The organism is Actinoalloteichus hoggarensis (assembly GCF_002234535.1).
GTDB classification, from domain to species: Bacteria; Actinomycetota; Actinomycetes; order Mycobacteriales; family Pseudonocardiaceae; genus Actinoalloteichus_A; species Actinoalloteichus_A hoggarensis.
Window position 1 is genome coordinate 5,940,229 of sequence record NZ_CP022521.1, and the last position, 19,216, is coordinate 5,959,444.

The window sequence follows — 19,216 nt, forward strand, 5'->3', positions numbered from 1 at the left end:
TCAAGTTAGCGATACAGTCGTATCGATCCTATCGATGTCCGAGGAAAGGGGCGACGCCGATGGCCGCCTCCCGCCCGTTACGTCTTCGGCCGCCCCGACACCATGTCGATCACCGCGCGGTCGGCTGGTGGCACGCACGAGCAGCCCTGCTCGCCCTGCCGCCCGTGCTGGTGCTCGGCCTCCTCGCCTGGCTCATCGAACCGGCCAGATTCTGGCTGGCCCTGCCCGCCGGACTCCTGACGGTGCCCGGCCTGGCTTATCTGGTGATCATGCCGCGTTGGCGCTACCGAGTGCATCGGTGGGAGACCACCGGGGTCGCCGTCTACACCCGCGGCGGCTGGTTCTGGGAGCAGTCGAGGATCGCCCCGCTGGCCAGGATTCAGACCGTGGACACCGTGCGCGGTCCGCTGGAGCGACTGTTCGGACTGGCGACCGTCACCGTCACTACCGCCTCCGCGCGGGGCGCGCTGACCATCGCGGGCCTGGACCACCGCCTCGCCGAGGAGATCGCCGAGCGACTCACCGAACAGGCGCAGGCGGCCGAGAACACGACCGGGGACGCCACATGAGCGCCCCGGCGGAGCACTGGCGCCGTATCCACCCGCGGACGCCCCTGGTGACCTGTGGTTATCTCCTCACCCTCCTCCTGCCCACGATCGCGCTGCTGATCTACCGGGGTGTGCCCGGCTGGATCGTCTGGCTCAGTGTCGCCCCGCCCGCGATCCTGATCCCGGCGTACGAACTGCTGCGGGCCCGCCTGACCCGCTTCCGGGTGGTCGACGGCCGCTTCGAGCTGCGCAAGGGCGTCGTCTTCCGCAGCAGGCGCGGCGTGGCGTTGGAGCGGGTGCGCAGCGTCGACGCCACCGCGGAACCCCTCGGCAGGCTGCTCGGCCTGACCGGTGTCCGCATCGGCACCGGGGAGAACGTCGCCGACGAGGATTCGGCGCTGCGGGTCTTCGCCCTCGGGCGTGCGGCGGCCGAACGACTGCGAACGGAGCTGCTGCCCAGTCGGGGGAGTGAACGGGAGACCGCCGTGCTCGCCCGTTGGGAGGCCGGCTGGCTGTGGTTCGCGCCGTTCTCCTTCGTGAGTCCGCTGCTCGGCCTCGCCGCGTTCGGCGGCGGCTACGAACTGATCGACATGCTGGGCGTCGACGTCGACGGCACGGTCATCCCCGAGGTGATCGCGACACTCGCCGGCCTGCCGCTGTGGCTCGCCGTCGGCGGGCTGATCCTCGTCGCACTGGTCGTGGGGGCGACGGCCGCCACCGGCCTCCACGCCGAGTCGTGGTGGCGGCATCGGCTCGCGCTGTCGCCCGACACGATCCAGGTCCGTCGAGGTCTGCTCACCACCCGGAACATCACCCTCGAACGGGACAGGCTGATCGGCGTGCAGCTGCGCGAGCCGTTGTCGCTGCGCTGGGCGGGCGCCGCCTCGGTACGCGCCGTCGCCACCGGGCTCGGCCGCGACGACGACGAGCGGAACCGAGAACGCAGCACTCTGCTTCCGCCGGTGCGCTGGTCGCCGGCCCGGCGGGTCGCCGCCCGGATCATCGGACGCGAGAGCTTCCCCGCCGAGGCCCGGGATCTTCGGCCGCACCCCCGCGCGGCGCGCCGACGCCGGATCGGCTGGGCGCTGGCCTGGGTGGCGGGACCGTTCGCCGTGCTGATCCTGCTCGGCATGCTGCTGACCGACGTCCTGCTGTACATCGGCTGGTGGTGCGCCGGGGTGGGGCTGCCCGTCGCCCTGCTGCTGGCCCTGGACGCCTACCGCAGTCTCGGCCACACGCACGACGCGGAGTTCCTGGTGTCTCGAAGCGGCTCGGTGTGCCGTACCACGACGGCGCTGCGTCGAGCAGACGTCATCGGCGTGACGATCAGCCGGTCCCCGTTCCAACGCCGCAGCGGCCTGATCAACCTGACGGCGACCATCGCGGGCGGCACCGGCGCCTACCGGGTGCCCGACACCGACCAGGACGAAGGGCTGGAGTTCGCCCGGCATGCCGTCGGCGGACTGATCACGCCGTTCCTGATCGACGACCGCTCCTCGGACGCCCAGCGGCCCGCCTGAGCCGGGATCGCCGACGCCCGGCGGTCGGCGGCGGGCCTGCCGGCTGGTCCCCGACGGGGACGACCCGACGACCGGATCACGTGGAGTCCGCCGGGACCGGCGCGGGGCGGGCACCGGGCCCGCGGCGACCCGGCTGAGCCGACATGATCCGGGCCGAGCCGAGGCGATACCGACAGGACGAGGCCGTCCCGGCCGAGCCAGACGATTCCGGGCGACCCGGTCCGATCGACTACCCACCGGCCGAAACGGAGGGAAGCCGGAGCAGCCGACCGGCGACCCGGCCCAGGTCCGAGCCGCATCGCCCCCGGCACGCGCCTCGACCGTCGGGCCTCGCTCTCGCCCGCCGCCCTCAGCCCGCCGAACCACTCTCCCCACGCTTCTCCGCGGCCAGCCGCTCGCCCAGCTCGTCGATCACCAGCGAGTCGGGCCGGATCGCCCCCGAGCGGTAGGCCGCCCGCCCCGCCATCTGCGACAGCACCGGGGCGGTGATCATCTGAAACAGGCCGACCAGGATCAGACCCGAGGCGTAGATGAACTCCAACTGGATCGCGGTGCCGATCAACAGCAGCAGCAGTCCGAGCGTCTGCGGCTTGGTCGCGGCCTGGAGCCGCGAGGTGACGTCGGGGAACCACAGCATGCCGAGTGCACCGAGGACGCAGAACACCGCGCCCCCGACGAGGCAGATGGAGGACACCACGTCCGCGACGCTCATCGGTGCGTCCCCTTCCGCTCGACCATCCGCACGACCGTCATCGAGCCGATGAAGCCCAGCAGCGCCACTCCGACGAGCAGGGCGATGTTGGACCCGTCGGCCTGTGAGGCCATGCCCACCGCCGTCCCGCCGATGATCAAGGTCACGAACACGTCCACCGCCACGATCCGGTCGAGCGTCGTCGGCCCTCGTACCAGTCGGACCACGATGATCAGAGCCGCCACGCAGAGCAGCGCCAACGTGATCGCGAAGACGATCTCCATCTCAGCCGTCCTCTCTGCCGGTGGGGCCCCCGGCCTGCTCGCCGGGCGCCCCGGCGGTGGCCGCCGACTTCGGCGGCACCAGGTGGTCCAGGGCCCGGACGTCCTCGTCCGACCCGATGGCCAGCACCACGAGCCGTTGCAGCTCCAAGACCTCGCGGCGGACCCGGTCGGCGTGGGCGCCGTCCCGGAGGCCGACGGCGTAGACGTAGAAGACCTGCTGCGACCGGTCGATCTGCAGGACGAACTTGCCGGGTCCCAGCGAGATGAGGTTCGCCGCGGCGACCACCACGTGGTCGATGTCGGAGGGCACCGGGACCGCGATGATGCCCGCCTTGGTCCGCGGGCCGTAGCGGATCGACTCCCAGGAGACCTGGAGTGCCGAGGTGACCAGGTCCGCCAGCAGCCAGCCCAGCAGGTGCAGCAGCCGCAACGGCCGGACCCGCAAACGGGTGGCGATCGCGGGCATCGGGAACGTCGTCACCACCGCGACGGCGACGAGCAGGCCCGCGAACGCGGTGGCCACGTCGAGCGTGCCCCACAGCAGCACCCACACCACGGTCAGCCAGAGGATCAGCGGCAGCCGCAGCCAGGCGTGGCGACGAACCTTGCGTGTCATGGTCATCCCGCGTCCTCTCCCAGCACAGCGGTCACGTACGGGCCGCCGTCGAGCAGGTCGGCGGCGGCCCGGCCGCTGATCTCGGACAGCGGCCCGGCGAACACCGCGATGAGCACGCCGAAGACGACCAACGACCCGGTGGCGACGACCATCGATTTCGAGGTGGATCCGGTGCCGATGATCAGCTCATCGGTGGGGTCCGGGTCGGCGTGCGGCGCGCGGCCCTTGCCCCAGAACGCCAGCACCCAGATCCGGGCCATGGCGTAGAGGGTCAGGAAGCTGGTCAGCACGGCGGCGGCCGTCGCGACGTAGGCCGTCGTCGTCCCGACGTCGACGCCGCCTTGGAGCAGCACCAGCTTCGCCACGAAGCCTGAGAACGGCGGGATGCCCGCCAGACTCAGGGCAGGCAGGGCGAACAACACCGCGACCAGCGGATACGCCTTCGCTATACCGCCCATTCTTCGCAGCGCGACCGTGCCGGTATGTCGAGTGAGCAGACCACTGACGAGGAACAGCCCGGCCTGGACGGTGATGTGATGCACCACGTAGAGGATCACGCCCGCCAGGCCGATCACGTCGTAGAGCCCCAGGCCGAACAGCATGTAGCCGATGTGACTCACCAGCAGGAACGACAGCAGTCGGTTGATGTCGTTCTGGGCTATCGCGCCCAAGGCGCCGACGATCATCGTCACCAGGGCGATGATCAGCATCAGCGTCCAGCTCTGTTGGTGATCGAAGACCAGCGTCTGCGTGCGGATCAGCGCGTAGACGCCCACCTTGGTCAACAGGCCCGCGAAGATCGCCGTGATCGGCGCGGGCGCCGTCGGGTAGCTGTCGGGAAGCCAGAAGTGCAGCGGGACCATCGCCGCCTTGATGCCGAAGACCACGACCATCATCAGCGAGAGCGCCGTCTGGATGCCCGGCGGCAGGTCGCCGACCCGGCCGGCCAGGTCGGCGAGGTTCACCGTGCCCGTCGCGGCGTAGACCAGGCCGATCATCGTGATGAACAGCAGCGACGAGGTCAGGCTGACGATGATGTAGGTCATCCCGGCACGTATCCGGGTGGCCGTGGTGCGTCGGACGATCAACACGTAGGACGCGGCGAGCATGATCTCGAACGCGACGAACAGGTTGAACAGGTCGCCGGTGAGGTAGGCCAGCGCGACGCCCGCGCAGAGCACCAGGTACATCGGGTGGAACGCCGTGCTGGAGGTGTCCCGGCCGTAGTCGGTGATCCGCTGGCCGATCGAGAAGATCAGCACGGCGAGCATGACCACCGCCGAGACGAGCAGCAGCAGGGCGGCCAGTCGGTCGGCGATCAGCGTGATGCCGAACGGCGCGGCCCAGCCGCCCATCTGGAGCACGACCGGGCCGTCCCGGTCGGCCGTGTACAGCAGGAAGCCCGCGTCCACCGCGATGAAGGTCAGCACCAGTACGCCGAGCATCCGCTGCAGATTCGCGAAGCTGCCCAGGACCAGCGAGAGCCCCGCCGCCAGCAGGGGGAGCAGTACCGGCAGCGCTACGAGCACGTTCACCGAACGGCCTCCTGTTGGTCGTCGGTCTCGGAGTCGTCGTCCTCGTCCTCGGAGAGCCGCTGCTGGAGACGTCGGATTCGTCGGTCCTCGACGTCGTCCCGCACCTCGTCGTGGCCGAGCAGCACCGAGGAGCGGTAGGCGAGGGCCAGCAGGAAGGTCGACAGGGCGAAGGTGATCACGATGGCCGTCAACGCCATCGCCTGGGGCAGCGGATCGGTCATCTCCTCGACGGGGACGCCGTTGATGATCGGCGGCCTGCCGGGGGGACCGCCCGCCAGTTGCAGGAACAGGTTCGCTCCGTGACCCACGATCACGGTCCCGATGACGATTCTCATCAGTGATCGCTGAAGAATCAGGTAGAAACCGACCGAGTAGAGGACGCCGAGCGTCAGCGCCATGACGAGGTTGATCGAGCCTCCTGTCATCGCGCCACCCTTCGCGTTCGCACGAGCTGTTCCTCGATGCCCGCGCCCAGAGTCCGCAACAGGTCGATGACCACCCCGACGATCAGCACGTACACCCCGACGTCGAGGAACAGGCTGGTCACCAGGTGGATCTCGCCGAGGACGGGCACCGTGGCCTGGAAATAGGTGCTCTCCAGGATCGTGGCGCCGAACAACGTGGGCACCAGGCCCGCCAGGACGGCCAGGCTCAGCCCGAGCCCGATGATCACCGGAGGTCGTATCCGGACGGCTTCGCGCATCTCCAACGGGCCGCCCGCGACGTACCGCAGGACGAAGGCCTGACCCGCGACGAGCCCGCCGGAGAAGCCGCCGCCCGCCCGATTGTGCCCGGCGAAAAGCAGATAGAGGGAGAGCACCAGAACCGTCGGGAAGAGGAGTCGTACGGCGACCTCCAGAAGCACCGAGCGCTCCCGACCGTCCCGTGCGTCGCCCGCGAGGAGCCAGTGCTCCCGAGGCGTGTCCCAGTCCTCCCAGGACAGCCGCCGCACCGTGGAACCGGTCATCGTCGTCCCTCCTCGTCGTTCGTCGGATCGGACCCGCCCGAGTCCGCCGCGCCGCCCGACGTCGCCAGGCCGCCCGACGTCGCCAGGCCGGTCCGGCCGCCCTCGACCCCGGCGGGCTTCGTCGCGCCGACGTCGAAGCCCTCGTGTTCGCCTGCCGCGCCGCCGCTGCTGCCCGGGCCGCCGGGCGTCGCCAACAGCGTCTGATCGTCCGTCTCGGGCAGCGAAGGCGTCCGCGTCCGTCGCACGGCGAGGATCAGGCTGGCCACGCCGGTGGCCGCCACCGCGAGCACGACGATCTCGCCGACGGTGTCGAAGGCTCGGAAGTCCACCAGGATCGCGTTGACCACGTTGGTGGCGTGCGCGCCCTCCGGGGCGTTGGCGATGAACTCCTCGCTGGAGGTGGGCGGCGCCTGCCGCGCGCCGGAGAAGATCACCGTGGAGACCGCCACGAAGCTGCCCGCGGCCACCGCGATCACCACCTTCGGCCACCGCAGCCGCTTCGCGGATTCGATCTGGGTGAACTTCGCGGGCAGCTTGCGCAGCACGAACACGAAGGCCACCAGGGTGAGCGTCTCGACGAGGAACTGGGCCAACGCCAGGTCCGGGCCGCCGTCGATGATGAAGAGCGCGCCGATCGCGTAGCCGATCGCGCCGGTGAGCAGCACCGCCGTCATACGGTGTCGCACCATCGTCAGCGCGATCGCCGCGATGCACACCAGCACTGCCACCGGCACCTGCACGGCGGAGTGCCAGAGCTGCTGCTCGCCGAGGAACGTGGTGCCGGTGAGCACCGCCGTTCCGGGGATGAACAGCATCGTCAACAGGATGATGCCCAGGTAGGTGGGCAGCGAGCCCACCTGGAGCCTGCCGGTCACGCCGTAGGAGAGCACCTCCAGCGACAGGACCGACCGGTCGTACAGGGTCTGCGCCTGAAGGAAGTGCGGGACCGGGGGACCGCTCTCGGCGCCGGACCGCTCGCGGAGCCGGTAGAGCAGCATGCCCAGCACCACGACCACCACCGACAGCAGCAGCGGCAGGTTGAATCCATGCCACAGCGCCAGGTAGTAGCTCTCGCCTCCGGAGCGGAACGCGTCGGCGTAGGGCTTCACCAGCCCGTAGACCGGGGGCGACCACAGCCCCAGTACCAGGCCGGCGAGCGCCGGGATCGCGGCGGGAAGCACGAGTCCCAGGGACGGGGAGGGAGCGGCGATCCGCTCGACGCCGGGCTTGTCGCCGAAGGCGCCCCAGACGAGCCGGATGCTGTAGGCGACGGTCAGCACCGAGCCGACGACCAGTCCCGCCAGCACCAGCAGATCGACGGTGCCCCCGCTCTCCAGGAGCGCCTGGAAGGCCGCCTCCTTGCCGAGGAAGCCGAGCATCGGCGGCAGCCCGGCCATCGAGCCCGCCGCGATCACGGCCAGGGCCGTCAGGACGGGGAAGCGTCTGCCCAGTCCGGACAGCTTTCGGATGTCTCGGGTGCCCGTCTGGTGGTCGACGATCCCGACGATCAGAAACAACGCCGCCTTGAAGAGCCCGTGCGCCAGCAGCATCGTCGCGCCCGCGATGGCGCCGATGTAGGTGCCGGTCCCGGTCAACACCATCAGGAAGCCGAGCTGGCTCACCGTTCCGTAGGCCAGCATCGTCTTCAGATCGTTTTGGAACAGGGCGCGGACGCCGCCGATCAGCATCGTCCAGATGCCGATCACCGCCACCGGCAGCCACCACGCGGTCAGATCCGCGAAGGCGGGCGCCAGCCGGGCGACGAGGTAGACGCCCGCCTTGACCATGGACGCCGCGTGCAGGTAGGCGCTGACCGGGGTGGGCGCGACCATGGCGCCCGGCAGCCAGGGATGGAACGGGGCCTGCGCCGACTTGGTGAACGCGCCGACCAGGATGAGGGCCACCGCGATGCCGACGCTGCCGCCCGCGGGCGGGTCGGCGACGATCTCGGAGATCCGGAAGGTGCCCGCCGCGTGGCCGAGCATGATGATGCCCATCAGCATCGTCAGCCCGCCGAACACGGTCACCAGCAGGGCCTGCACCGACGAGCGGCGCAGCTTCTTGCCGACTCCGTCCTGCCCGACCAGTAGGAAGGAGCAGACGGTGGTCAGCTCCCAGAAGACATAGAGGCTGATGAGGTCGTCGGCGACGACGAGGCCGAACATCGCCCCCGCGAAGGCGAGGAGCAGCGCGGAGGTCCGGCCGATGCCTTCACCGTGCGACCCGAAGTAATAGACGCAGTAGACGAGAATGAGTGCGCCGAGCCCCGAGACCAGGAAGATCATCAGCATTGAGAGGGCGTCGAGACGCAGCGCCACCTCCAGACCGATGCTCGGTGCCCAGGCGAAGGTCTGGGTGATGGTCTCGCCGCTCACGACGGCGGAGAGCCTGCCGAGGGCCCACAGCAGGGTGGCGGCCGGGACGATCGCGGCCAGCGCGAAGGCCCAGCGGCCCGTTCTGCGCACCAGCATGGGCAGAAGGCCCGCAAGCAGCAGGTGGGCCGTCACAAGCAGAAGCACGCGAACCTCCTCCCGCACGGCTCCGCCGCCTGGTCGAGTTCGCTCATCGCTCCTCCGTGACTCGGGTGGATCGCCTGGTCACGACCCACGCAGGCATGAGGCATGGCGGACTGTCAGGTCCGTCGGGCACCGCGCGGGACAAGGGAAATCCTACGGTCGCTCAACCGGGCTTCTTGCATCGGCACAGTCGACCGACGCCGATCTCGATGATCGAAAACACGTGAGGCCGAAGTGAGGGAAGCGCGGGACGCGGCGTCGAGCCCGCTCTCGCGGTCGACGTCGCCCACCAGGTGCAGGGCCATGACCTGCACCAATTCGGGTTTTACCCTCTCGTGTCCCTCAAAAGACCTCTGACGGGACGTACGTCCCCCAGACCGAGCGCAATGCGTGACATACCTCACCGACGGTGGCCCGTGCGACGAGTGCTCGCTTCATGGGGTATAGCACGTTGCCCGTTCCCTTCGCCGTCTCGGTCAGCTCCGCGAGCGCGGACCGCACCTCCGCATCGTCACGTTCGGCCCGGAGCCGGGCGAGTCGGGCGGCCTGCGCCTCCTCGATGGCGGGGTCCACCCGCAGCGGCTCGTAGGGCTCCTCGACGTCGACGGTGAATCGGTTGAGGCCGACGACGACCCGTTCGCCGTCGTCGATCTCCCGCGCGTTCTGGTAGGCCGTCTCCTCGATCTCGGACTTCTGGAAGCCCTCCTCGATGGCCGCCACCGCGCCGCCGCGCTCCTCGACCTTCGCCATCAGGGCGAGGGCCGCGGCCTCGACCTCGTCGGTCATCGCCTCCACCGCGTACGACCCGGCGAAGGGGTCGACGGTGGCGGTGAGGTCGCTTTCGAATGCGATCACCTGCTGCGTGCGCAGGGCGAGCCTGGCCGCCTTCTCGGTCGGGAGCGCGATCGCCTCGTCATAGGAGTTGGTATGCAGCGACTGCGTCCCGCCGAACACCGCCGCCAAGGCCTGAATGGTCACTCGGACCATGTTGACCTCGGGTTGTTGCGCGGTGAGCTGCACACCCGCGGTCTGGGTGTGAAAACGCAGGGTCAGCGACTTCGGCTTCGTCGCACCGAACTCCTCCTTCATCACCCTGGCCCAGATTCGCCGGGCCGCGCGGAATTTCGCGACCTCCTCCAGCAACGAGGTCCTGGAGACGAAGAAGAAGGCCAGCCGCGGCGCGAAGTCGTCGACGGACAGGCCTGCAGCGATGGCGCCCCGCACGTACTCGATACCGTTGGCCAGGGTGAACGCGATCTCCTGCGCGGGCGTCGCCCCCGCCTCGGCCATGTGATAGCCGGAGATGGAGATGGTGTTCCACTTCGGCAGGACCTCTTTGCAGTAGGCGAAGATGTCCGTGATCAAGCGCAGCGAATGGGCGGGCGGATAGATGTAGGTGCCGCGCGCGATGTACTCCTTGAGCACGTCGTTCTGAATCGTCCCGGTCAGCCTCGCCGGGTCGACGCCCTGTTCCTCGGCGACGATCTGATAAAGCAGCAGGAGGACGCTCGCGGGCGCGTTGATGGTCATCGAGGTGGAGACGTCGCCCAGCGGAATGCCGTCGAACAGGGTGCGCATGTCCTCCACGGAGTCGATCGCGACGCCGACCTTGCCGACCTCGCCGTGCGCGATGTACTCGTCGGAGTCGTAGCCCATCTGCGTGGGCAGGTCGAAGGCGACGGACAGGCCGGTGGTGCCCGCCTTGATCAGCTGGTGGTAGCGGGCGTTCGACTCGCTCGCCGTGCCGAAGCCCGCGTACTGCCGCATCGTCCAGGGTCGCTGCGTGTACATCGTGGGGTAGACGCCCCTGGTGAACGGGTAGTCGCCCGGCTCGCCGATCCGTTCCGGCGGCTGTCCGGTCTCCTCGTGGACGTCGGCGGGTCGGTACACCGACCGGATCTCGAATCCGGATTCCGCCCGCCGTGCGCCACCCATCATGGAAGCCTTCCTGTGCCGTGGTCGTCGGTGAACCCTCCGTGGCGGCCACAGTCGTTAGATCCACGTTCAAGGGTCCCGTGACGTACAACGTAGAGGTCCGGACTTGAGGGGAGAACTAATCCGTGCCGACCAGACGCACCCCGCCGCCGGACGGCGACCGCCTCATCGCCGGACGGTATCGCCTGCATCAGCTCCTGGGCAGGGGGGCGATGGGCACGGTGTGGGCCGCCTATGACGAGTTCCTGCATCGGCAGGTGGCGGTCAAGGAGGTGCTCCTTCCCGTGGGCATCCCGGCGGCCGCGGCCGACGAGCTGCGCGAGCGGACCATGCGCGAGGCGCGGGCCAACGCCGTGCTCTCCCATCCCAACGTGGTCACGCTGTTCGACGTGGCCCGCCACGACGGCGAGCCGTTCGTCGTCTCGGAACTCGTGCCGAGCAACAGCCTGGCGGAGGTCCTGACGCGGCACGGCATGCTCGCGGCGCCGGAGGCGGCGCTGGTCGCCGACTCGGTGGCCGCCGCGTTGGAGGCCGCGCATCGGGCGGGGATCACCCATCGCGACGTGAAACCGGGCAACGTGCTGGTCGGCCGGGACGGCCAGATCAAGCTCACCGACTTCGGCATCGCCCGCAACGTCGCGGAGACCACGCTCACCGCGACGGGCCTCATGCTGGGCACTCCCAGCTACATCGCCCCGGAGGTCGCCTCCGGCGGCGAGGTCACGCCCGCCGCCGACCTGTGGGCCCTGGGCGCCACGCTCTTCGCCGCGGTCGAGGGTCGCCCGCCGTACTCCTCGGGCGGCGATCCGGTCGCCACCGTGTTCGAGGTGGTCCACGGCGCCGTGCCGCAGCCGACGTGCGGCGGCCCGCTGGCCCCGCTGATCAGCGGGCTGATGGTCAAGGACGCCGCATTGCGTCTGCCGCTGGCCGAGGTGCGCCGCAGGCTCGCGCCGCTGCTGCCTGCCTCCACGGCGGGCATCTCGGCGCTGCTCGACAGCGACGACCCCGACTTCAGCGAGGACTCCGATCTCGACGACACCCACGACTCTCATGATGCCTACGTCGACGACGACGAGCAGGCGTCCGACGCCGGGGTGCCCGACGCCGGGGCGCCCGACGAGGAGCCTGCGGCGCGGCGGGAGCCGGGGCCGGACGAGCCGCCCGCCGCCCCCGAGGTCACCGCCGAGGTGCCCAGGGTCGAGGGCGAGGACGTCACCGAGTCGGACACGGTGATCATCCGGCGTCCCGCGCAGGCTGCCGTGCCGCACACGCCGCTGGCCAGCGATCCCGGCCCGCTGCCCTTCGCCGCGTCGCCGCAGGCGCCGCGGCATCCCCGTACCCGGACCGCCCCGTCGGGGACGAGGCTCGGCGCGGCCACGCCCGCCCGCCCGCGCCGAGCCCGCGGGCTGACGACGCTGCTGCTGGCGGCCGCACTGTTCCTCGGCGCCGCGGCCGTAGGCTTCGCCGTGATCAGGACGCTGGCGGGCGAGACCCTGCAGCCGTCGAGCGGCCGGGACGCCGAGGGCTCTCGCGACCCCGGCCTGCCCGAACCCGATTACGAACGACGCACCGACACCGCCGCGGCGAGCGGGGACCCGGCGAGCTCCGTCGCCGGGCGGTACACGGTGGACGTGCCGAGGGACTGGCTCACCTTCTACGAGCATCGCGACGACGCCCTCGGCGAGAGCGTCCTGCATCGGCATCTGGCCCCGGACGGCAGCCGGATGATCTCCGTGCAGCGTTTCGTCGGGTTCTACCCCGACTCCGGGGTCACGGACTACCTCGCGTATCTCACGACGACGTCGACCAGCAGCAACGGTGAACTGCTGATGCAGGGCGACTCGGTGCTCGCGACCCATCCGGACGGCGCGGAGCCGGACCGGGCGATCAGTTATCGCATGGTGGACCGGGGGCTGACGAGCAACGCCCACCAAGGCGAGCTGCGGCGTAGCACGTTCGCGGGTCTCCGCCCTCGCGGCGATGATCTGTGGGTGGTGTCGGTGACGGTGCCCACCGACACGGAGGGGGCGGGCAGCCGCATCTTCGAGCGGGTCTCGGACGGCTTCACGCTGCGCTGAACGCCGTCGGCGCAGGTCGGCTCCGCAGCGGGCCGCCGCACCGGGTCTCGGGACGCCGGGCGCCCGCGGGCGTGCCCGCGGGCGGACTGATCCGGCGCACATCGACGAGGAGGCGGCCCGCAGGCCTTAAGCTCCACGACGTGACCGGCAACGACGCTGTACCTCCCGTGACGACCGTTCCCGCCGCAGGCTCCCCTGCCCTGCCGACCGCGACCACGAACGCCGATCCGTCCGCCGTGGCGGCCGCGGCGGCGGCGATCCTGGCCGAGTTGACCGGCCAGATCCATCACGACATCGCCATCGTGCTGGGCTCCGGATGGCGGCCCGCCGCCGACGTGCTCGGGGAGCCGAGCGCCGAGATCCCGATGAGCGAGCTGCCGGGCTTCGTCGCGCCCAGCGTCGCCGGTCACGGCGGAACCGTGCGCTCCGTCGAGGTGGCGGGCAGGCACGTCCTGGTGCTCCTCGGTCGCATCCACCTGTACGAGGGCATGGGCGTGGCCCCGGTCGTGCACGGCGTGCGCACCGCGACGGCGGCGGGCTGTCAGACCGTGGTGTTGACCAACGCGGCGGGCGGCCTGCGCGAGGGCATGCGGGTCGGCCAGCCGGTATTGATCGGCGACCAGCTCAACATGACGGCCGCCTCGCCGTTGTCCGGCCCCCGGTTCGTGGACTGCACCGACCTGTACTCGCCGAGACTGCGCGCGCTGGCCGCCACGATCGACCCCACGCTCACCGAGGGCGTCTACGCGGGCATGCCCGGACCGCAGTACGAGACCCCGGCCGAGATCAGGATGCTGCGCACGCTGGGCGCCGACCTGGTGGGCATGTCCACGGTCCTGGAAGCCGTCGCGGCCAGGGCGGCGGGCGCCGAGGTCTTCGGACTGTCCCTGGTGACCAACCTCGCGGCGGGTCTCTCGGGTGAGGCCCTCAATCACGAGGAGGTCGTCGAGGCGGGCAGGCAGGCCGCCTCCGAACTGGGCGGCCTGCTGCGTGAACTGGTGGTCCGGCTGTGAGCCCGCTGTCGCCGAAGCTGCGCGACGCGGCGTTCCGGTGGATGGCCGACGACGTCGACCCGGAGGCGCGCGCCGAGCTGCAACGCCTGGTCGCGGGGTCGATGGGCGGCGACGACGCCGCGCACCGGGAGCTGACCGACCGGATGTCGGCGACGTTGACCTTCGGCACCGCCGGCCTTCGCGGCCCGTTGCGGGCCGGTCCGAACGGGATGAACCGCTCCGTCGTCGTGCGCGCCACGGCCGGGCTCGCGCACTGGCTGACCCGGCAGGGTCACGGCGGCGGGGTCGTCGTGGTCGGTCGTGACGCCCGGCACGGTTCGGCCGAGTTCGCCGAGGACGCCGCCGGGGTGCTGGCCGCTGCTGGTTTCGACGCCAGGGTGCTGTCCCGGCCGCTGCCGACACCGGTGCTCGCGTATGCGGTGCGCGCGCTGGGGGCCGTCGCGGGCGTGCAGGTCACCGCGTCGCACAACCCGCCGCAGGACAACGGCTACAAGGTCTATCTCGGTGACGGGACACAGATCGTGCCGCCCGCCGATCGGGAGATCGAGGCGGCGATCGAGGCGGCTCCGGCGGCGATCTCGGTCCCGCGCCGCGCGGCGAGCGGCGTCGTCGACGACTCGGTCGTGCAGGACTACCTGGCAGCGGCCTCGGCCGTGACCCGGCCCGGCCCGCCGCGAGCGCTCACGGGGGCGGAGTCGGTTCCCGGCGCCGGGGGCGGCACGTTCGCCGTGGACCGCGCGGGCCTGCGGATCGCGGCCACGCCCCTGCACGGCGTCGGCGGGGAGTCCCTGGTGGCGGCGTTGCGCTCGGCGGGTTTCACCGACGTCCGCGTGGTCGCCGAACAGGCCGTGCCCGATCCCGACTTCCCCACCGTGAGCTTCCCGAATCCGGAGGAGCCGGGGACCGTCGACGCGCTGCTGGCCTTGGCCGAGGAATGCTCGGCCGACCTGGCCGTGGCGCTGGACCCGGACGCGGACCGGTGCGCCCTCGGCGCGCGCGGACGCGACGGGGTGTGGCGGATGCTGCGCGGCGACGAGACCGGTGTGCTGCTGGCCCATCATCTGCTGACCACGTTGGATCGCACGGCCCGTCCCGACCCGCTGGTGGCGACGACCATCGTCTCGTCCTCGCAGCTCAAGGCGATGGCCGCCGCGCACGGCGTGCGTTATGACGAGACGCTGACCGGGTTCAAGTGGCTGGTGCGGTCGGGCGACGGCGCGGGCACCGGACTCGTCTACGCCTATGAGGAGGCGCTCGGTCACTGCGTGGCGCCGGATCAGGTGCGCGACAAGGACGGCATCTCGGCGGCGGTGCTGGCCGCCGACCTGACGGCCTGGCTCCGGGCGGGCGGTCGTGACCTCTGGGACGTGCTCGACGAGCTGGCGATCAGCCACGGCGTGCACCTCACCGAACAGCTCTCGGTCCGGCTGCCGGAGGTCGCCGCCGGAACGCGGGTGATGCGTCGGCTGCGCACCGAGACCCCGACCGCGCTGGCGGGCGTCGACGTCGAGGCCGAGGACCTGCTGCCGCGCTCCGACGTCATGGTGCTGCGGGGTGCGGGGCTGCGCGTGGTGGTGCGGCCCTCGGGCACGGAGCCGAAGGTGAAGGCCTATCTGGAGGTGGTCGAGCCGGTGGCGGTCGGTTCCGGGATCGGGGCGGACTCGGCGGCGACCGGCGACGACGTGCCGGGGGTCGGCGCCGGCTCGGCGGAGGCGGGCACCGCGTTGGACGCGGCCAGGACTCGGGCGCGGGACAGGCTCGCCGCGCTCCGGGACGAGGTCGCCGCCCTGCTCGGCTGAGCCCGGCGGCGCGGCTCGGCCGGTGTACGCAGCTCGGCCCGGCGATACGGCTGAGCTCGGCCGCGCGGTTCGGCTGCGGCGACACGGCGAACCCGGTGACACCGCTCATCCCGGCACGTCTCGCGCCACGGCTGATCCCGTCGACACGGCAGCGCGGCGGGTTCGGACCGGGCCGACACAGACGGGTGCCCGCGTGCGTCGGCCCGGCGTTCGGCCGGCTGTGTCGGCGACGGTGCGCAGGGGCGACCGGCCGCCCGCAGCGCCCGGCGGCGAACGGCCGCCCGCGGAGCCGGTTCGCGGTGCGTCGGCCGGTCGCCTTCGGCCGACGGCTCGGCGGCGGTACGCCGGTGCAAGGCGGCCTTCGGCGACTCGCGCAGTCGACCCGGCGACGCGCACGGCTTCGCGGCGGTCGCGCGGGCCAGGTGAATCGGGGCAGGCCGACGCGGGCGGGCCGGTCGAGACCGTCGCGCTCCGCGGGGGGCAGGGTCTGCTCGCCGCGGCCGGTCCGTGCGAACCACACGCCGGCCTTCCGGCTGAGGCTCGCGGAACCACCAGCCCCGATCGCCCGCCCGCCCGCGTCGATCACGAGACCACGCCCGCCCGCGGGTCGCTCGGGTCAGCCGTCGATCAGCCGCAGCCCCACCTCGTGGTATCGCGGGCCCGCCACCTGCTCGGCGGGCACGGCCTCCTCGATCCGGGTGAGGTCCTCGGCGCTCAGGACGATGTCCACGGCGGCGACGTTCTCCTCCAGGTAGCGGCGTCGCTTGGTGCCGGGGATCGGGACGACGTCGTCGCCCTGATGCTGCACCCAGGCCAGCGCGAGCTGCCCCGCGGTGACGCCGCGTTCGACGGCCAGCGCCCGCAGTGCGCGGACCAGCGCGAGGTTCTTGTCGAGGTTCTCCCCCGACGTGCGGGGGTAGTCGGCCCGGTAGTCCTGGTCGCCGAAGTCGTCGGCCGTGGTGAACCGACCGGTGAGCAGTCCCCGGCCCAGCGGCGAGTACGGCACCAGCCCGATGCCGAGTTCACGGCAGGCGGGCACGACCTCGGCCTCGATGTCCCTGGTCCACAACGACCACTCCGACTGCACCGCCGTGATGGGGTGAACGGCGTGGGCCCGACGGATCGTCGCTGCGCCTGCCTCCGACAGACCCAGGTGGCGGACCTTCCCCTCGGTGACCAGCTCGGCCATCGCCCCGACGGTGTCCTCGATCGGCACGTTCGGGTCGACGCGGTGCTGGTAGTAGAGGTCGATGTGGTCGACGCCGAGTCGGCCGAGCGATCCCTCCAGGGCCTTGCGGACGTAGGCGGGGCTGCCGTTCACACCGCGTGCCTTGGGGTCGTCGCCTCGGACGAAGCCGAACTTGGTGGCGAGCACCGCCTGCTCCCGCCTGCCCGCGAGCGCTCTGCCGACCAGTTCCTCGTTGAGGTGCGGCCCGTACATGTCGGCGGTGTCCAGCAGTGTCACGCCGAGTTCGAGGGCACGGTGGATCGTGGCGACGGACTCCGCGTCGTCGCGCGTCCCGTAGAACTCGCTCATGCCCATGCATCCGAGGCCCTGCGCCGACGTGGTCAGCGCGCCGAGCCTGCGCGTGGGAACGGTCATGCGGTCACCTCCTGAGCGTCCGGCGACGGCTCGCCGAGGCGCTCGATCTGTTCGTAGTGGGAGATCTTGAAGTCCAGGATGTCGGCGCAGGCCTGCAATTCGGCGATCCGCTCGCCGACCTCCCTGCGATGGTCGGCCAGGATCTGCCTGCGACGCGCCGACGTTCCGGGGCCGAGGAGTCGGAGCCGTGCGTACTCCCGCATCATCCGGATGGGCATCCCCGTGGTCCGCAGCCGAGTCAGGAAGGACAGCCAGCGGAAGTCCTCATCGGAGTACGCCCGCCGCCCGGCGCTGTCCCGCGCCGGGGGATCGACCAGCCCGATGCGCTCGTAATAACGCAGGGTGTCGATCGACAGCCCGCTGTGTGCTGCCGCCTGTGCGATCGAGTAGCTCACCTTGAGGACAGTAGGAGCTGGAGTGCACTCCAGCACAAGCGTTTCCGTCGCAGCCGTCGACGACCGAGTGGATCACCGGCCGCCGCGGCGCGGTCGATCTCCCGCCGCGGCGCCGTGATCGGCGGTCGAGCGGCTCGCGGGGTGATGGTCTCTGCAGGCGCGGCGATCAGCCCTGCCTCGCGCGGCGTCCGGCCGATCAGCCGGGCGTGGCGTCCTTGGGCACGGCCCAGATCTCGAGAAGGCCGGCCAGCTCGCCGATCTCCAGCGTGCCCGCGGAGACCTGCCGGACGGAGTCGATCGCGACCTGGTCGTCGGCTTCGATCCACCAGCCGTTGATGTCGCACAACGTCACGGCGGCGACCCAGCCGAGCCGCCAGTTGCCCTCGGCGAGCGGCCGGGTGCGGACCAGGGAGTCCAGCAGCGCAGCGGCCTTGCGCCAGAGGGTGTCGTAGGCCTCGATCCCGAGCACGACCGCTCGCGGCCGGTGGGCCGCCGCGTCGAGCAGCCCGAGGTCGCGGACCACGACGTCGCCGCCGGTCACCGCCGTGGCGAGCACGAAGAGGTCCCCGGCGTCGAGGTATTCGAAGGTCATGTCCGAGGACTCAGGCCGGACCCAGCCCGTCCAACAGTCCCCGATAGCGGGGCAGCACCCGGCCGAGGACCTCGCCCAGCTCGCCGTCGCGCTGTTGTCGGGTCCAGCGGTCGGCCAGCGCGAGCCGGATGACCTCCTGCTTGGACCGGCCCTCCGCCGCGGCGAGTTCCGCGAGCCTGCGGTTCTCCTCGTCGGTGAGACGCAGTGTCATCGCCATGACGTCGATGGTACCGAAGTGGTACCACTGGTTCCAGGAGCGGCGGGACCCGAAGCGGTCGCCGGCCCGCCAGCGGGCTTCGTCGCAGACAGACGGGTTGCCGAGCCCCGCGGAGCGCCCCTCGCCGGGTGTCGACGCGCCGCCGTCTCGGCCCCGAGACACGCCGCGTCGCCACCGTTCCGACGGCCTGCCCGCCTCGGAGCCTCGCGCTGCGCGCCGCCGGAGCTCCTCGGCCCGCGCCCGGCGCCGGCTATCCTCGGAGGATGGCTCGGCCCCGAATCCACGACGAACAGCTGCGGCTTCGGCTGCTCGACCGGGCGGCCGAGCTCATCTCCACCCACGGCATCGACGGACTGAGCCTGCGCCGGCTCGCGGCCGACGCCGGGACGTCGACCACGGCGGTGTATTCGCTCTTCGGCAGCAAGGCGGCCGTGCTGCGGGCGGTGTACATCGAGGCGTTCCAGCGGCTGAGCAGGCGACTCGAGGCCGTCGCGCGCACCGACGATCCGGCCGGGGACCTGCTGGAACTCGGCATGGCCTATCACGGCAGCGCGCTGGCCGATCCGCATCTGTACGCGGTGATGTTCCAGCGCTCGGGCTCGACGGCGTTGGAGGCCGACGAGGTGGCGACCGAGGCGGCGACGGCGGCGATGCGGCCGCTCGTGGAGACCGTGGAACGCGGCATCCAGGGCGGCCTGCTCGCCGACCTCCCCGCGCACGACATCGCCTATGCCTGCTGGGCGATGGTCCACGGCCTGGTCTCGCTGGAGTTGGACGGCTGCCTCGCCGCGGTGAACGTCTCGGCAGGCAGCTGCCGGGCGGCGCTCGCCGCGAACATCCGGGGCTGGCTCCGGACGCCCGCGGCCTGATCGCGCGCACGGCCGGAGGCCGCTCGCCGGTCACGTGA

Annotated in this window: 18 protein-coding genes; 6 read left to right on the forward strand and 12 right to left on the reverse strand. The window is 71.4% G+C overall.

Annotation, left to right across the window (positions count from 1 at the left end; all coding sequences use genetic code 11):
• Window positions 1-59 precede the first annotated feature (59 nt).
• Together AHOG_RS25260 and AHOG_RS25265 are read left to right on the forward strand one after the other, a co-directional pair.
• The gene (locus AHOG_RS25260) at window positions 60-569 is read left to right on the forward strand and encodes a PH domain-containing protein (RefSeq protein WP_093943543.1); all 510 of its coding nucleotides are present in this window, start codon (window positions 60-62) and stop codon (window positions 567-569) included.
• Window positions 566-2,068 (forward strand): PH domain-containing protein, encoded by a 1,503-nt coding sequence (locus AHOG_RS25265; protein WP_093943544.1) that lies wholly within the window; start codon window positions 566-568, stop codon window positions 2,066-2,068. Before AHOG_RS25260 ends, AHOG_RS25265 begins: the two co-directional genes overlap by 4 nt.
• A gap of 349 nt (window positions 2,069-2,417) precedes the next feature.
• Here the strand turns inward: AHOG_RS25265 and mnhG are convergent, their stop codons facing one another.
• The 8 genes from mnhG to AHOG_RS25305 all read right to left on the reverse strand — a co-directional run bounded on the left by mnhG (window position 2,418) and on the right by AHOG_RS25305 (window position 10,615).
• The gene (gene mnhG / locus AHOG_RS25270) at window positions 2,418-2,780 is read right to left on the reverse strand and encodes a monovalent cation/H(+) antiporter subunit G (RefSeq protein WP_093943545.1); all 363 of its coding nucleotides are present in this window, start codon (window positions 2,778-2,780) and stop codon (window positions 2,418-2,420) included.
• Entirely contained in the window at window positions 2,777-3,043 is a 267-nt protein-coding gene (locus tag AHOG_RS25275; protein ID WP_093943546.1) for an MrpF/PhaF family protein, read from the reverse strand. The genes mnhG and AHOG_RS25275 overlap by 4 nt, the downstream gene beginning before the upstream one ends.
• 1 nt (window position 3,044) lies before the next feature.
• On the reverse strand, window positions 3,045-3,665 hold the full coding sequence (locus AHOG_RS25280) for a Na+/H+ antiporter subunit E (protein WP_184451137.1): 621 nt from the start codon (window positions 3,663-3,665) through the stop codon (window positions 3,045-3,047).
• Window positions 3,662-5,194: a Na+/H+ antiporter subunit D gene (locus AHOG_RS25285; RefSeq protein ID WP_093943548.1), complete on the reverse strand. Its 1,533-nt coding sequence runs from the start codon at window positions 5,192-5,194 to the stop codon at window positions 3,662-3,664. Before AHOG_RS25285 ends, AHOG_RS25280 begins: the two co-directional genes overlap by 4 nt.
• The gene (locus AHOG_RS25290; protein ID WP_093943549.1) at window positions 5,191-5,619 is read right to left on the reverse strand and encodes a Na(+)/H(+) antiporter subunit C; all 429 of its coding nucleotides are present in this window, start codon (window positions 5,617-5,619) and stop codon (window positions 5,191-5,193) included. Before AHOG_RS25290 ends, AHOG_RS25285 begins: the two co-directional genes overlap by 4 nt.
• On the reverse strand, window positions 5,616-6,161 hold the full coding sequence (locus AHOG_RS25295; RefSeq protein ID WP_093943550.1) for an MnhB domain-containing protein: 546 nt from the start codon (window positions 6,159-6,161) through the stop codon (window positions 5,616-5,618). Before AHOG_RS25295 ends, AHOG_RS25290 begins: the two co-directional genes overlap by 4 nt.
• On the reverse strand, window positions 6,158-8,680 hold the full coding sequence (gene mbhE, locus AHOG_RS25300) for a hydrogen gas-evolving membrane-bound hydrogenase subunit E (protein ID WP_245856438.1): 2,523 nt from the start codon (window positions 8,678-8,680) through the stop codon (window positions 6,158-6,160). Before mbhE ends, AHOG_RS25295 begins: the two co-directional genes overlap by 4 nt.
• Before the next feature lie 339 nt (window positions 8,681-9,019).
• On the reverse strand, window positions 9,020-10,615 hold the full coding sequence (locus AHOG_RS25305) for an acyl-CoA mutase large subunit family protein (protein ID WP_245856439.1): 1,596 nt from the start codon (window positions 10,613-10,615) through the stop codon (window positions 9,020-9,022).
• A 209-nt stretch (window positions 10,616-10,824) separates the two neighbouring features.
• Here AHOG_RS25305 and AHOG_RS25310 point away from each other — a divergent pair, with 209 nt between their 5' ends.
• The 3 genes from AHOG_RS25310 (at window position 10,825) to AHOG_RS25320 (ending at window position 15,502) form a co-directional block, all read left to right on the forward strand.
• Window positions 10,825-12,690 (forward strand): serine/threonine-protein kinase, encoded by a 1,866-nt coding sequence (locus AHOG_RS25310; protein ID WP_093944803.1) that lies wholly within the window; start codon window positions 10,825-10,827, stop codon window positions 12,688-12,690.
• Window positions 12,691-12,890: 200 nt separating this feature from the next.
• Window positions 12,891-13,703: a purine-nucleoside phosphorylase gene (locus tag AHOG_RS25315; RefSeq protein ID WP_093944804.1), complete on the forward strand. Its 813-nt coding sequence runs from the start codon at window positions 12,891-12,893 to the stop codon at window positions 13,701-13,703.
• Window positions 13,704-13,744: 41 nt separating this feature from the next.
• Window positions 13,745-15,502, forward strand: a complete 1,758-nt coding sequence (locus tag AHOG_RS25320) for a phospho-sugar mutase (protein WP_184451141.1) — start codon at window positions 13,745-13,747, stop codon at window positions 15,500-15,502.
• Between the two features lie 616 nt (window positions 15,503-16,118).
• Here AHOG_RS25320 and AHOG_RS25325 read toward each other — a convergent pair.
• The 4 genes from AHOG_RS25325 to AHOG_RS25340 all read right to left on the reverse strand — a co-directional run bounded on the left by AHOG_RS25325 (window position 16,119) and on the right by AHOG_RS25340 (window position 18,309).
• Entirely contained in the window at window positions 16,119-17,105 is a 987-nt protein-coding gene (locus AHOG_RS25325) for an aldo/keto reductase (RefSeq protein ID WP_093943552.1), read from the reverse strand.
• Window positions 17,102-17,500 carry a MerR family transcriptional regulator gene (locus tag AHOG_RS25330; protein WP_093943553.1) on the reverse strand — a complete coding sequence of 133 codons (399 nt, stop codon included), beginning with the start codon at window positions 17,498-17,500 and terminating at the stop codon, window positions 17,102-17,104. The genes AHOG_RS25325 and AHOG_RS25330 overlap by 4 nt, the downstream gene beginning before the upstream one ends.
• 196 nt (window positions 17,501-17,696) lie before the next feature.
• Entirely contained in the window at window positions 17,697-18,092 is a 396-nt protein-coding gene (locus AHOG_RS25335) for a type II toxin-antitoxin system death-on-curing family toxin (protein ID WP_093943554.1), read from the reverse strand.
• Between the two features lie 10 nt (window positions 18,093-18,102).
• Window positions 18,103-18,309: a ribbon-helix-helix domain-containing protein gene (locus AHOG_RS25340; RefSeq protein ID WP_093943555.1), complete on the reverse strand. Its 207-nt coding sequence runs from the start codon at window positions 18,307-18,309 to the stop codon at window positions 18,103-18,105.
• A 263-nt stretch (window positions 18,310-18,572) separates the two neighbouring features.
• Between AHOG_RS25340 and AHOG_RS25345 the strand changes: the two genes are divergently transcribed.
• Window positions 18,573-19,178, forward strand: a complete 606-nt coding sequence (locus AHOG_RS25345; protein ID WP_093944805.1) for a TetR/AcrR family transcriptional regulator — start codon at window positions 18,573-18,575, stop codon at window positions 19,176-19,178.
• Window positions 19,179-19,216: the final 38 nt, after the last annotated feature.